Origin of the sequence: Peristeroidobacter agariperforans (genome assembly GCF_004138335.1) — a bacterium.
Lineage (GTDB): Bacteria > Pseudomonadota > Gammaproteobacteria > Steroidobacterales > Steroidobacteraceae > Steroidobacter > Steroidobacter agariperforans.
On the sequence record NZ_RYFW01000001.1, the window covers coordinates 2,758,521 to 2,771,843 of the forward strand.

12 protein-coding genes and 1 tRNA gene are annotated in these 13,323 nt (G+C 60.8%); 6 read left to right on the forward strand and 7 right to left on the reverse strand.

The window, feature by feature from the left end; translation table 11 throughout:
* Positions 1-49: 49 nt before the first annotated feature.
* On the reverse strand, positions 50-1,561 hold the full coding sequence (locus tag EK373_RS12045; RefSeq protein ID WP_129642885.1) for a M48 family metalloprotease: 1,512 nt from the start codon (positions 1,559-1,561) through the stop codon (positions 50-52).
* Between the two features lie 269 nt (positions 1,562-1,830).
* On the opposite strand from EK373_RS12045, the gene EK373_RS12050 reads away from it, so the two are divergent.
* Positions 1,831-1,923 (forward strand) — tRNA-Ser (locus tag EK373_RS12050).
* A gap of 441 nt (positions 1,924-2,364) precedes the next feature.
* Positions 2,365-2,673 (forward strand): helix-turn-helix transcriptional regulator, encoded by a 309-nt coding sequence (locus EK373_RS34235; protein ID WP_129642886.1) that lies wholly within the window; start codon positions 2,365-2,367, stop codon positions 2,671-2,673.
* A gap of 76 nt (positions 2,674-2,749) precedes the next feature.
* Here EK373_RS34235 and EK373_RS12060 read toward each other — a convergent pair whose 3' ends face one another.
* Positions 2,750-3,280, reverse strand: coding sequence for an HD domain-containing protein (locus tag EK373_RS12060; protein WP_129642887.1), 531 nt, complete (start codon positions 3,278-3,280; stop codon positions 2,750-2,752).
* A gap of 315 nt (positions 3,281-3,595) precedes the next feature.
* On the opposite strand from EK373_RS12060, the gene EK373_RS12065 reads away from it, so the two are divergent.
* On the forward strand, positions 3,596-4,051 hold the full coding sequence (locus EK373_RS12065) for a PA2169 family four-helix-bundle protein (protein ID WP_129642888.1): 456 nt from the start codon (positions 3,596-3,598) through the stop codon (positions 4,049-4,051).
* A 201-nt stretch (positions 4,052-4,252) separates the two neighbouring features.
* Positions 4,253-4,432, forward strand: coding sequence for a hypothetical protein (locus EK373_RS12070; protein ID WP_129642889.1), 180 nt, complete (start codon positions 4,253-4,255; stop codon positions 4,430-4,432).
* Between the two features lie 40 nt (positions 4,433-4,472).
* Here EK373_RS12070 and EK373_RS12075 read toward each other — a convergent pair whose 3' ends face one another.
* From EK373_RS12075 to EK373_RS12085, 3 genes are read right to left on the reverse strand one after another with little or no spacing between them, the layout of a single operon-like run.
* Positions 4,473-4,847: a response regulator gene (locus EK373_RS12075; RefSeq protein WP_129642890.1), complete on the reverse strand. Its 375-nt coding sequence runs from the start codon at positions 4,845-4,847 to the stop codon at positions 4,473-4,475.
* A complete protein-coding gene (locus EK373_RS12080) occupies positions 4,844-8,425 on the reverse strand; it encodes a CheR family methyltransferase (protein ID WP_129642891.1) in 3,582 nt (1,193 codons plus the stop codon). The genes EK373_RS12075 and EK373_RS12080 overlap by 4 nt, the downstream gene beginning before the upstream one ends.
* 35 nt (positions 8,426-8,460) lie before the next feature.
* Positions 8,461-9,435 (reverse strand): chemotaxis protein CheB, encoded by a 975-nt coding sequence (locus EK373_RS12085; protein WP_129642892.1) that lies wholly within the window; start codon positions 9,433-9,435, stop codon positions 8,461-8,463.
* A gap of 251 nt (positions 9,436-9,686) precedes the next feature.
* Here EK373_RS12085 and EK373_RS12090 point away from each other — a divergent pair, with 251 nt between their 5' ends.
* Positions 9,687-10,292 (forward strand): hemerythrin domain-containing protein, encoded by a 606-nt coding sequence (locus EK373_RS12090; protein ID WP_198683235.1) that lies wholly within the window; start codon positions 9,687-9,689, stop codon positions 10,290-10,292.
* A 164-nt stretch (positions 10,293-10,456) separates the two neighbouring features.
* Here the strand turns inward: EK373_RS12090 and EK373_RS12095 are convergent, their stop codons facing one another.
* Together EK373_RS12095 and EK373_RS12100 are read right to left on the reverse strand one after the other, a co-directional pair.
* A complete protein-coding gene (locus EK373_RS12095; RefSeq protein ID WP_198683236.1) occupies positions 10,457-11,575 on the reverse strand; it encodes a fatty acid desaturase in 1,119 nt (372 codons plus the stop codon).
* Between the two features lie 116 nt (positions 11,576-11,691).
* Positions 11,692-12,225: a peroxiredoxin gene (locus tag EK373_RS12100; RefSeq protein WP_129642893.1), complete on the reverse strand. Its 534-nt coding sequence runs from the start codon at positions 12,223-12,225 to the stop codon at positions 11,692-11,694.
* Positions 12,226-12,910: 685 nt separating this feature from the next.
* Here EK373_RS12100 and EK373_RS12105 point away from each other — a divergent pair.
* Positions 12,911-13,309 (forward strand): hypothetical protein, encoded by a 399-nt coding sequence (locus tag EK373_RS12105; protein WP_129642894.1) that lies wholly within the window; start codon positions 12,911-12,913, stop codon positions 13,307-13,309.
* Positions 13,310-13,323: the final 14 nt, after the last annotated feature.

The window sequence follows — 13,323 nt, forward strand, 5'->3', positions numbered from 1 at the left end:
CTCGGCCAGTGGCTATACCAGAACACACCCGGTGGGTGCGGGGATTGTATCAATTTGCGCGTCGACGGCCGTCGCCGTTGCTGGCTTCGATGGGCCGGCGGGCGGCCCGCTTGGGCAATGCTTGCTGAATCTCGTCGAGACGGGCTTCGAAGCGCGCGCGCTGTACTTCGGAGATCTTCGGCACGGCCAGGGCGAGCTGCAGCTGATTGACGGCCAGCAACAGATCGCCGCTCATGATGTGGTACTCCGACATGTAGTAGTACGAATCGGCCACGTCGCCTGCAGCATTCGCCGCCTGCGCCGTGAGCTTCGCCTGTTCCGGTGTCGGCGGTACGGTGTTGAACAGATCCAGCAGGATTTCGTGGGCCTTCTTGGAGTCGCCCGTTTGCATCAACGTTTCGGCGTAGCGAATCGTAACGGCCACGTTGCGCGGGAACAGCTCCGTGGCGCGCTTCAATGTTTGAATCGACGCCTTGCCATCTTTGGCCTGCAGCTGCGCCTGACCCAGCGCCGTGTGGTACTGAAGCATGGTCGGATCGGCCGAGCGCAGCCGCTCGAAGATCGGCACGGCCTTGGCCGGTTGACCGGCCATCATCAATGCCAGCCCTTGGCCATAAACCTGTGCCGGCGTCGCGTCGGGCTCGTTGTTGATGGTGGCGGCGTAATACGCACGCGGATCTTCGCCCGCAGGCGTCGAGAGCACGCGCAGGCGTTCGCGAGTCAGCGCATAGCTCACGCTCTGCGGGGCCGGAGCCACGTCGAGCTGCGCAGCGCGTTCCTTTGTTTCGGCGATTCGAGTGTGGCTCACCGGGTGCGTGCGTAGCATTTCCGGAATGTTCAGCTCGCTGCTGCCGCCGAGACGGCTCATGGTCTCGAAAAATCTGGGCATGCCATTCGGGTCGAAGCCCGAGCGCGCCAGAAATCCCAGGCCGACGCGGTCGGCTTCGGTCTCGTTCGAGCGGGTGAAACTGATCTGCTGTTGGATGGCCAGGCTCTGCGCTGCGGCCACGCCCGCCATCGCGGCATCCCCACCGCCCGCTGCGGCGCCGACCAGAATTGCCGCCAGCATGGCCGCGGTGGACACGAGGCTCGACCGGCTCTGCGCGGCGATGCTGCGAGCAATGTGCCGTTGAGTAACGTGCGCAATTTCGTGGGCCAGCACGCCGGCCAGCTCGCTCTCGTCCTCGGTCTTCAGCAGTAATCCGGTATTCACGCCAATGAACCCGCCCGGCAAGGCGAAGGCGTTGATGGCGTTGTCCCGAACCATGAAGAAGTTGAAGCGCTGCGCGCCGTCGTGAGCCTGGCTGGACAGCTTGAAGCCGAGCGAACGGATGTACTCGGTGACTTCCGGGTCCTCGAGGATCTGATCCTGGTCCCGCAGACCCCGCACGATCATGCGGCCGATCTGGTATTCCTCCTCCAGCGTCAGCATGGCCTGCGCCGGGCTGCCGATGTCGGGCAAATCCTCCGGATCGGCATGGCTCACGCCCCCGACCATGACCAGGGACGCCACGGTGGCGCACAGCAGAGCCTTGAACATCGAGAAGGAGGGGATTTTCACAGCAGGCAGTGTGGTGCGGGCCGGGGAGGCTGTAAAGCGTCACTGCTTGGACCTTAACCGGCGCTGTACGTTCATCCCCGACGTAAAACTCGCGACAGGTCAGGGAGTTGGCGGTCTCGGGCAGGACCGCGGACCGAACTGGGAGTGTACCGACGCGCACGGCTCGAATATTCGCCTGGCACTCGGGGAATGGATTCTTTGCCGCCGCCCTGTAGCGAAAAACCCTTTTCTAGCCGGGGATCACTCCTATAGAATGCGCGGCCCCGCACGGAGAGGTACCGAAGCGGTCACAACGGCACCGATTCGAAATCGGTTGAGGGCATTACGTCCCTACGAGGGTTCGAATCCCTCCCTCTCCGCCACTCTTTTTCCAGGTTTGTCACTCTGTACGGAAACCGTACGGAAGCCCAGACAAAGCATCTCAGAAGCAAAGAGGCGAGCCCACCCGGTGATGAGCACCGAGCCGGCTCTAACCAAAACCTGCATTCGAGGTGCAAGCCATGGCTAAGGCAAGTGCAGCTCGTTCCCCACGCCGGCCGATAAGCCGGTCACGCCCTCCCTGAAACAACGCCTCAACGTCGACGAGCGTATCTAGACGAGCGTATCTAGTTGCATGCGGAGGGCGCCATGGGTCTCGCCAACTTCGACAGCAAGCAGTCCTCCGACAGCTGCAGAAGGTCCGTGCGGTCGCCGAATGCATCACGGTCGTCACTGGGTCAGATGACGGATCGATCTCGCCGATGCCGTGGCGGAGCTGCTGATTGTGGACGGCGCGATCGTGATGCTCGACCGGCCTCCGGGGGATGTGTCATGAGCGCATCCATCCGCATGGAGTCGCAGAGCTGGCACGTGTGATAGGCGCTTCACAGCAATGTTTGTTCGCGTACGAATGGGGCGAGCGCCGCATCAGCCTGCTTATCGTGGCCAAGATCGCGAAAGCGTTCAATGTTCCGGTCGCGGATCTGATTGGCCTGGCGCCAGCATCTCGCAAAGGACGGCTGTCACCGAAGGCAGTGCGACACGCGAAGCGACTGCAAGCGCGGCGGCGAACTGATCAGCGCTTTGTCGTTCGGCTCCTCGATCTGCTGGAGGACAGATCAGCGCGGAACTGAGTCAACGCCCCATCCAAGCCCCGCGCTACTCTCAGGCCGCGGTCGTTTCGGTAGTGCCAATTCTGGGCGTTTCGGCCTACGTCCGCTCCCTAAACGCGACATCGAATAGTTGCTCAAGGGCGGGGTGCGCCCCGCGCATCTGGTCGATTACAGAGCGTGCCCAGTCGAAATATTCTCGCTTCCTGTCAACTGACCAGTCGGCCGGCGGCGAGCTGGCAACATCCCGCAGGTTGCAGATCTTATCCGCCAGCTTGACCAGCTTGGCGGCCGGGCTGATGTGTGCCGCGTGCTCGATCTGAAGGCGCTTGCGCTCGTCTTTCGGCAGGGACTTGTCATCGGTGACTTCGGCCACAACCGCGGCGATTGCTGGTCCGAATTGAGCCTCAAGCTCGGCGTGCGTCGTGTCCGTGTCCTCGATCGTGTCGTGCAGCAGCGCAGCCACCAGGACGACGGGGTCAGCAATGCCGGCTTCGTTCGCCAGGACGTTGGCCAGCGCGATCGGATGATTGATGTAGGGGGAGGCGTCCGCGTCCTTGCGCCGCTGGTTGCGGTGCTTGTGTGCCGCGAAGGCCATCGCTCGGATCAGAAGCGCGGATGTGTTTTCCATCTGGGGGCTCTATACGTTACGGCAGTATCTTAGTTTGATTTTCTGTCCAAACTTTCCAAGTGTCTCTGGATCGGAGTCGCGGAAATGCTGTTGAAGGCGAACCAGCCTGCCAGTGCTAACGGAATGGCGCCCATTTCCAGCGGATCGGTCCCGCGAAAACCTGACACGACGCTACCGGGCTGATGAGGGCGCATCGTGTCGGACAAACCGCACGAACAGCTCACGAACTATTAGAACACCCAGGCGTTTAGATGGCCCGCGTTTCGACTCGAACGCACCGTACTGAATTGAACAACCCCGTCTGGAGGATTCGAGATGCCCCCTGCAGAGCATGATATCGACGTACTCAACACCCTGATCGAAACTACGCTGGACAGCGCCGATGGCTACAGCCAAGCCGCGGCCAAGGCCAAGCAATCTGGTTACAAGGACGTATTCGTTCGCTGGGCCGAAGACCGACGCCAAGTGGTGACCCAACTGCAAGGGCAGGTGCGCCGCCTCGGCGGAACGCCCGAAGACGACGGGTCCATCCTCGCGGCAGGCCATCGCATGTTTCTCAAGCTGCGCGATTCGGTCACCGGCAGCGACGAATCCGTGATCGATGAAGTCGAGCGGGGCGAGGACTTCATCAAGGCGAAATACGAGACAGCTTTGAAAGATGAAGAACTGTCTGCCGCCGTGCGCGATGCGGTCGTGCAAGCTTATGCTTCGGTGAAGACGGGTCACGACCAGGCACGCGACCTCAAGCGACAGGCGCATGCGAAGCACTGATCGGAGCAGTTGACCCGGCACTCGGAGGGGCTCGCCACGAGTCCCTTGCTTTAACGGTCGAGCGGGAGCGAGCTGGGCTGCCGCGGCTGAACTGCTGCAACTAGACTCTGCAGCCAGTCCCATGGCGCAATCAGACGCCCGACACTTGGACCGTAGTGATACCGCTATTGTTGATCGGAAAACTCTGGCTGGAGGCGCACGATGGATAGCAACGTCCAACCCGAAAATGGGGCCGATCATTCGCTAGAAGTTGCCCAGCAAGAGAGACGGACCATCGCGCTCGAAAGGATTGCTGATACGTTGCAGGATCTGCAAACGCAACTGCGCACGATATCCGAGGCCATCGTTCGCCTGGCCAATCGCACCGGACGCAGCGGCTAGCAGGACTGTCGCGCGGGACCTTCATGCCAGAGCCCTGAAGTCATTCAGCAGCTCTGGCCTCAGTTCGATCACACAGGCGGCGCACTTCAGTTTGCAGCTCCTCCGAGCTGTACGGCTTGTGTAATCGAGGCAACTGCATCAAGCGTTCCGACAGCGCAAAGTTGTCGTAGCCGGTTGCGAGCAAGATTGGCACGCCGCGATCGAGCAGCGATTCTGCAAGGGACGTGATGTGTCCGCCGAGAATATTTACGTCAAGGATGGCGCAATCAAATTGCTTCTCGTCGATCAGCGCGGCCGCTTCGGACAGCCGACCGACCGGCCCGACTGTCTCATGGCCCATGTCTTCCAACGTAGTCTCGATATCGAAGGCGAGGATGGGCTCGTCTTCCACTACCAGGATCTTGTGCCGAGTCATGATATCTCTCGAGCCTGTGAGTTGACTGGGGCCACGCGTCCGAGATCGGCTGCAAGGGCAAACCTGATGAGGCAATGCATGCCCGTCTCGAGGAAGTTTCGCTGCACGACGGCAGCTAACCGATGTACCAGGCTGCGCTCGATGAGGACCGTGCCGAAACCGCGTCGCGAGGGTACGGCGACCGGGGGGCCACCACGTTCGATCCACTGGATTTCAACCTGCGTCTGCTGCTCCATGGTCGCAACGCGCCAGATCACTTCGAGCTGTCCGCCTGGCGCCGAGAGCGCGCCATACTTCGCGGCGTTGGTTGCGAGCTCGTGCAGGGCAAGGCCCAGCGTCAAGCTCGCGTCCGAACACAACCATACTTCTTTACTCAAGTCCGAAGTGATCAGAACGTTGGATTCGGTTCGAAAAGGAGCCAGCTCAGTCTCGATGAGGCTCTTGAGCGAGCCTTCAAACCCGCCGTGGCGAGTCACCAAGCTCTGCGCACGCGCGATCGCCGAAATCCTCCCCTCGACATCCTGGCAAGTGGCATCGGGTGCGTCCCGGGCCTTCAACGTTTGCCCAACGACCGAGCGCACCACGGCGAGAATGTTTCTGACTCGATGGTCCAATTCAGCCATCAACAGCCCCAGGCGTTCCTCCGCTGCCTTGCGCTCAGTTATGTTACGCGCGACGGCTGACGCTCCAACGATCGACCCCTGCTCATTGCGAATGGGCGAAATCTTGAGCGAGACATGCACCGTCTTCTGGTCCTTGGTGGTGCGGCTCACATCCAGATCCGAGATCGACTCGCCTTCTTGCAGAAGTCGAAGATACTTCGGCCAGTCGTCTATCTGATTTTTGGCCAGCAGTTTGGTCATCGGCTTGCCCAGCATCTCCGCTTCGCTGTAGCCAAAGATGGTTTGGGCGCCGCGATTCCAGCTGGTAATGGTTCCCTGCAGGTCCTGGCTCAGGATCGCGTCTTCGGAGGACTCGACGATGGCTGCCAGGTGAGCCCGGTCTCGCTCGAGTCGCTTGCGCTCCGAGATGTCCACCATCGTGATCACTACGCCATCGATCACGGTACTCGTGGCTCGGTACGGTGTGATGCGAACCAGGAAGGTTTGGTTTGCGCCCTCGGAATCGATCTCGCGCTCGACGGGGATCAAGGTGCGCAGCACGGTGCTCGCGGTCTCGACGATGGGCTCACCGGTGAGTTTGCAAGCGAAGTCGGTGATCAGCCGCTCCTCGTCGCCGTCGCGGATGTTGAAAATCTCGCCGACCGTCGGCGTGAATCGCCGGATCCTCAGGTCGCTGTCCAGAAACAGCGTCGCGACCGACGTGCTCTCGAAAAGATTGTTGAGGTCGCTGTTGGAGCGTTGCAGGCTTTCCGCGCGGCTGCTCAGTTCGGCATTGACTGTGTGCAGCTCCTCGTTGATCGACTGGAGCTCTTCCTTCGAAGTTTCCAGTTCCTCGACAGTGGAGTGCAGTTCTTCGTTGACCGACTGAAATTCCTCGTTGGAGCTCTGCAGCTCTTCGTTCGCATTCGCCAGCTCTTCCGTGATCGTCTGCAGCTTCTCGCGTGCGGCAATGAGCTCGCGCTGTGTGTCCAGTTCGTTCGCATTGGCATCGCCGCTCTGCGCAGCAGGGGGCGGGGCCGCAGTTCCACGCTCGCGAAAGATCAGGACTGCGTACTGCTCTGCGCCGATGAGCACCGCGACTGGCTCTGCGATGAGATCGAGCGCCAGGGTCGAACCTGCGATCACGATGTTGACACGATCGTGGGCAACGCGCTGGCTCTCGATGGCTCTTCGCACCAGCGTTGCGGCGGATGGGCGGAGTGCACGATGGAGCAATTTGGCGATGTTGAGCTTTGCCTCGCCGCTCACCGGCTCCAGGAATCTGGCGATCGGACCGGAAAACTTGTGAATCTCCAGGTGCGCATCCACCAGGATGTGAGCAGGCGTATGGGGGTCCATGATCCGTACGAGCTCGCGATCCAGTTCATCGACCTCGGGCGGGCGAGCCGCTACGGACGAGGTAGGCCGCGAACGCAGCGCGGGCACTTGCACTTCACCTGCGACATCCAGTCTGCGGAACAGCCGGCTGCGCTTGTCGATGACCGTGAACAAACGTTCGCTGCTCACCACGGCCTCGGAGGGGCCGAACCACAGGATGCCGTGCGGTCGCAACGCGTAGTGGAACGTCGCGATCACGCGCCGCTGCAGGCGGGTGCCGAAGTAGATCAGCAGGTTTCGGCACGATACCAAATTGAGCTTCGAGAACGGCGGATCTTTTACCAGGTCGTGCACCGAGAACACGCACATGTCGCGTATCTGTTTCGAAACGCAATAGCGTGCACCGTCACGAATAAAGTATCTGCGCAGGCGCTCCGTCGTTACATCCGATTCGATGGCCTCGGTATAAAGACCAGCGCGCGCAAAGGTGATGGAGCGTTCGTCGATATCCGTTGCAAAGATTGTGGCAGTCACGCGCGACTCGGCGCGTAGCATCTCCTCGCTGAACAATATGGCAAGCGAGTAGGCCTCCTCGCCGGTTGCACATCCGGCGACCCAGATTCGGATCGGTATGCCGCTGACGGAATGATCCGCGACCAGCGTTCTGATCACGGTCGCGGTGAGCGACTCGAACATCGAAGGGTCGCGGAAGAATCGCGTCACTCCGATCAGGAATTCCCGGAACAGCAGTTCCGGTTCGTCGGGGCGTGCCCGGAGCAGCTCGATGTACTCACCCACGTCTGCCACGCGCAGGACCTGCATGCGCCGCCGCACTCTGCGGACCAATGTGTTGACTTTGTATTCGCTGAAGTCGCGTCCCAGGCGGCTATGGAGGATTGCGCAGATGGTATTCAGCTGGCGCCCAACATCGGGCTTGGCTTCCGCCAGGTGAGCAACCGGCAACGACGCCTTCAGCCGCGCAAGCTCGACGAGCGCCGCGGGCATCTCTTCGACCTTCAGCACGCGATCGACGAATCCGCCGGCAGCCGCGCTACGCGGCATGCCGAGCTTTGCATAGTGATCGAACTCTGCTTCGCTGATGGTGAAGCCGCCGCGTTCTTTGATCGCGGCAACGCCAGCGGTGCCATCACTGCCGTATCCGGACAGAATGATGCCGATGGCGTTCTCGGCCTGATCTTCCGCCAGCGAAGTCAGGAAGATATCGACTGTGGAACGTCGAGCGGCCATCGTTTCCAGCTTGGCGACTCGCAGCACACCGCCGGAGATTCTCAACATCGAATTGGGCGGAATGACGGAGACGGTATTTGGCTCGGCTACAGTGCCGTCCGCTGCCCGATAGACAGGCATCGATGTGAAGTCGGCGAGGATCTCCGCAAGCGTGCTGTGGTACTCGGGATCCAGGTGCTGGACCAGCACGAAAGCGATGCCCGTATCGGGAGGCATCGCTGAGAAAAACGCTTTGAACGCCTCCAGGCCTCCTGCAGACGCACCGATGCCGGCAATGAGGTGCCCGGAGCGGGAGTCCTCTTGCGCTTCTCCGTCCATCTGCGCTGGGAGAGTCTCCTCGGTGGGGAGAATCTGAGTGTTCTCGCTGCTCACCGGCTTGGGAGGATTCATGCATTTTCCATGGGCAGTGGAGGTACCGGCAATCGTCAACTATCCGCTTCGCAAGCCTGGGCGCTTGGCTGTAGCCACTCACTTTCCAGCAGCTGCTTCAACACTGCGGTCCGGCTCAACGCCTCGTCGTGCGCGGCCAGCCACCGGCATTGTTGCTTATCGTCCGCCTTCTGGCCCATAAAGTGACACAGCGCCGCGCGTTCATTGAGCGCACGCAGCGCAGTCTCGATGAACTGCTCCATTACGACGAACTGAGCTGCAAGCATCACTTCAGCCGTGTATGCGTGTCCGATGTGGCACGTGAATCGGGTTAACTGTCCTGCCTGCGATTGACTGAGCGCGCCACCGCAGTCCGGGCAGGTCATGGCCCGTGGGCGGGCGAGTTTGAATTCGGTAGTCATCTCCTGTTCCTCAGGTGATGGGATGGGTCGTGAAGTCACTGGCTGCCGCGTAAGCAAATCAGCGAGCAACGCGCCAAGGGACGAGGCTGGGGCGATGTGATCGATCTCGACGTGGGTCAGTGCGCTTTGAGGCATGTCTGCGCATAGAGCGTCGCGCGGATCTTGAACAACCGTCGTACCCCCACGAGCTTTGATCTCGAACAGGCCGGCCGTGCCATCGTTGAGCGCGCCTGTGAGGATTACGCCTATGGCTGATTCGCCATAGGCGCGCGCGGCACTGCGAAACAAAGGATCGATGGCCGGGCGGGCGCGATTCTCCCGAGGCCCTCTTGTCAAAACAATGCGCCCGGAGTCCACGATCATATGATGGTCAGGCGGGGCTACGTAGATCCTGCCGGCTTCAACTGGCTCGCCCGAGCGCGGGTGGACTGCTGGCAATTGACTTCGATGCGACAACAGGCGTGGCAGATCGCTCTTGTGTGACCCTACGTGCAGCACGATGAATATCGCGGCGCTGGTTCGTGCCGGCAGTTCTCGCACAATCGGGCGCAGCGCTTCGAGGCCTCCAGTCGAGGCACCAATGACCAAGGCTTTGTCCGGAACGTCCACGCTTCCTAACGCGGGGTGGCCCGGAGCGTTCCTCTGTCATCGAATCCTGAAAGGTCCGAGAACCCCTCGGTTATTCCAACTGGAGACGATCCGTGTGAGACGCATTGCTGCGCGCGGCGCGCTTCGCTGTAGGCGTCCGAGCACGTTTCGTTCAAGGGGCGCGGCTTTATTTCTGTTCGCCAATCGCATCGAGGAACTACTTTTGAGCGCTCGGCTTTCTATGGGCCAGCCAGTCCTCCAGGAGCCAGCCCGTGGTCAAATCGAAAGTAACAGATGAGTCAGAGATGGCCAACGCCATCGAACTGCTGAAGAGCGAACATCAGGAAGTGACATTGTTGTTCGATGAGTTCGCCGCCGCCGAGCCCGCCGAACAGGAGGTGCTCGCCCGAGAAATCTGCCAGAAGCTCACCGTGCACGCGCAGATCGAAGAGGAGATTCTCTACCCGGCGGCGAAGGGCGCTCTCGAGGCAGAGGACGTCGACCTGGTGAACGAAGCGGAAGTCGAACATGCCTCCGCCAAGGATCTGATCGCCAAGATCGAAGCCATGGATGTCAGCGACGAATCCTACAAGGCGACGGTCAAAGTGCTGGCCGAATACGTCAAGCATCACGTGCAGGAGGAAGAGGACGAACTGTTTCCGTTGCTGGAGGGCTCGGATCTCGATCTGGACGAGATGGGCACGCAGCTCGCCGAGCGCAAAGCTGAGTTGCTGGCGGAATCGGCAGTCGAAGCAGCGGACGACGACAGCGCCATGGACTCGGATGACGAAGGTGCAGCTGAAGCCGAGGCGGAAGAACTGCAAAGCGCGGTCGCGCAGCCGGTCTCACGATCCAAAGCGGCTCGCAAACGTGCGTAACGGAACCATCTGCGTAACGGAACCATCATTGCGATGGAAGGCATGGCGGCCACGTGGCTGCCATCGCTTCACTCTGCCTGGCCGCGGTCGCGGGCCGAGTCTGTGCATTTCTTCGCCGAGGGACATCTCATGGTTGCGATGGTCGCACGGGCGAGTGCAGGGGTTCAGCCATGTGGCGAGCGCTCCAGGCCAAGCTCGACATAGCGGGCGATGGTGCGATCAGATCTTGCAAGGTTCGCGCGCCGCTCCGTCTCGAGCTTGCGCAGGTGTGCAAAGCCGACGAGCTCTTTGCCTTGCTCATCCCAGAAGCGGAATTTCAGGGATTGCAGACTGGAGCGCAGCGAGATCGATGTCGCCTCTGAGAACCGCGGGTCGCTGTCATGGCACTTCTGCAAGTTGTAGTTGGGAATACGCGGGCTGAGATGGTGGATATGATGAAAGCCGATGTTTCCTGAGATCCACTGCAGTACTTTCGGCAGCTTGTAGTAGGAGCTGCCACGCAGCGCCGCTGCCGTGTAACTCCACTTGTCGTTGCGTTCCCAGTACACCCCCTTGAACTGATGCTGGACATAGAACAGCCACAGGCCGGTTGCGCCGGCAATGGTCATCGCGATCGACTGAATCAGCAGATATGAGGCCACACCGTATATCCAGCTCAGCAGGATCGTGCTGGCCAGGAGCGTCACATTCAACCGCCGTACGGATCGGCGTTGTCGCAGCTCGGCCTTCGCCGACGCGAAGCGCTGCTTGAACACGAAGACGAACAAGGGAGCCAGCACGAACAGCACCAGCGGATTGCGCACCAGCCGGTAGTGCAACCGTCGCCAGCGCGACGCGCTGAGATATTCCTCAACCGTCATGGTCCATATGTCTCCGGTTCCGCGTCTGTCGAGATTGCCGGCAGTGCCGTGATGGATGGCGTGCTCCCAGCGCCAGTGCTGGTACGGGCTGAAGGTCAACGCGCCGGTGATGCATCCGACGATATCGTTCGCACGTCGGGAGCGGAGATAAGAGCCATGCGAGCAGTCATGAAAGATGATGAAGATGCGCACGAGGAGCGCGCCGGACAGGACTGCAAGGGGAACGGTGAGCCACAAAGACACTGCCATTGCCCAGTACATCGCATACCACAAGAGAAAATACGGCACCAAAGTGTTCGCGAGCTGCCAGAGCGCGCGCTTCGTCGACGCAGTCTGATGGGCTACGAGGACGACCTTCAGTGTGCCCGTGTGCACCTGCTCGTTTTCGCCCGCTCGCCGATACGCCATCTCGTCGCGGCCCATGCCTTGATCCTCAGATTCTTGCCAGTGTGGTGAGGATGCGCCGGTGCTGAGCGCGGCTCGGTGCGCTAGCGTACATATGCGCCGAGTGCAGTCGAGTGCAGTAGGGCGGCGAAAGGTCAGGCCCGCGACCGCAGGTACTCGATCATGACCTCAGGTGAGGTCACGGTGTAGGGATCGTCGTCGCTTCCCGTGTCATTGATGCCCGGTTCGCAAAAGAACTGCTCGATCACCGAATCGGCCACCACCATCGAGTAGCGCCAGCTGCGATATCCGAAGCCGAGGTGCTCCTTGTTGACCAGCATGCCCATGCGGCGGGTGAAATGACCCGAACCGTCCGGCAGCAAACGCGTCTTGGTGATCGATAGATGCTTCGCCCACTGGAACATCACGAATGCGTCATTGACGCTGACGCAGTACACCTCATCGAGGCCGAGAGCGCGCAGTTCGTCATGGAGTTCTTCGTACGCGGGGCATTGGCGGGTAGAGCACACTGGAGTGAACGCGCCGGGTAGGGAGAATACGGCGACGCGCTTGCCCGCGAAGACTACCTCGCTGGGGAGATCTTGCCATCGGTAGGGGTTCGAGGCGTCCATGGTTGCGTCGCGAACGCGCGTCTTGAAGACGACTTTAGGAACATGCATGCCGATCATGGCTAGATCCGTTGGAAGGGTGTTTCGATAACTTTCCAGCGGCCAATAAGATCCTGTGCGAGTGAGCTACCGGAACCCTTCCGGGAACCATTTCTGGCGAATAACGTTTGCGAAGTGTTCCTGAACTTAGTTGTTCGCGGGCGAGCACATCACCACAGGAGAGCCCGCATGCAATCACCACAGACGCCGCGTGCAAGTGACCAACGGTTCGATCGCGGCCAACAAACTCGGTTACGTGTGGCAGCGAACTGGGCGTCGATGTGCACCGAGCTCGGTCGCAGGCCGATGCCGTTGATCATCGGCGCTGCGGGGCTGATTTTGCTGTTACTAGTGCGTCGAAGGGCGCGCCTGGCCTAGAAGCGCGCCGCAAGGAAGGCAAGGTCACTCCTTGCTGGTGCCCAGGACGAGGCACGGAGGCAGATCAGGTCGAAACGGACCAGGACGAGGATGGCGCCGAGGAAACCGGGACGAAACCACCGCTCGCGGAAACGGTCAGACGCGGAACGCCCGCGCCGAATCGATCAAGGCCCGGCTAGGTCGACCCACGATTCGCGATCGTGGGTTTTCAGGGCTATCTGTGTAGTGCGATTTGCGGCGGGTTGTCTCATATGGAACCCTGCTCTGCGGCTGCAGGTTTTGCCAGAGGCCGCAACGCCGGTCTATGCCAACTCATTTGGATCCGCACTTGAACCCAAGAGTGGAAATGTTTCGAGAGGCGCGGGTTCCCAAGGGACGGAACCGATTCTCCTGCCCGCTGCCGATCTGGGAGCTGCTATGGGAGATCGGTCACGCGTTCGGTTGGCAGCCCGCCGGAACCACTTACGTCAGGCCGGCCAACAGCGGCGTGCAAGTGGCGGCCCGCCGCAACTACCGGCCGGGCGGCTCGCAGGATCATAAGCTGGTGGATGAGCAAGACGCCGTGGCGTGGGCGCGTGCGCTCGAGGCAGCAAAGGCATCGCCGCACCTCGCGGCGATTGTCGCAGCACGATCCGTCGAGCTGTTGGCGGGTACATTCGATGAATTCACTGAGTTTTGTTACGGCGGGGCTTTCAGTTTTTCAGTATGGGATGACGCCGAAAGCTAGGGGCCTGGGTGCGA

Coding starts and splice junctions, on each gene's coding strand:
- EK373_RS12100 (WP_129642893.1), bottom strand. CDS start 12,225: ATGATCGGCATGCATGTTCCTAAAGTCGTCTTCAAGACGCGCGTTCGC.
- EK373_RS34235 (WP_129642886.1), top strand. CDS start 2,365: ATGTGTCATGAGCGCATCCATCCGCATGGAGTCGCAGAGCTGGCACGT.
- EK373_RS12095 (WP_198683236.1), bottom strand. CDS start 11,575: ATGGGCCGCGACGAGATGGCGTATCGGCGAGCGGGCGAAAACGAGCAG.
- EK373_RS12080 (WP_129642891.1), bottom strand. CDS start 8,425: ATGAATCCTCCCAAGCCGGTGAGCAGCGAGAACACTCAGATTCTCCCC.
- EK373_RS12070 (WP_129642889.1), top strand. CDS start 4,253: ATGGATAGCAACGTCCAACCCGAAAATGGGGCCGATCATTCGCTAGAA.
- EK373_RS12065 (WP_129642888.1), top strand. CDS start 3,596: ATGCCCCCTGCAGAGCATGATATCGACGTACTCAACACCCTGATCGAA.
- EK373_RS12060 (WP_129642887.1), bottom strand. CDS start 3,280: ATGGAAAACACATCCGCGCTTCTGATCCGAGCGATGGCCTTCGCGGCA.
- EK373_RS12075 (WP_129642890.1), bottom strand. CDS start 4,847: ATGACTCGGCACAAGATCCTGGTAGTGGAAGACGAGCCCATCCTCGCC.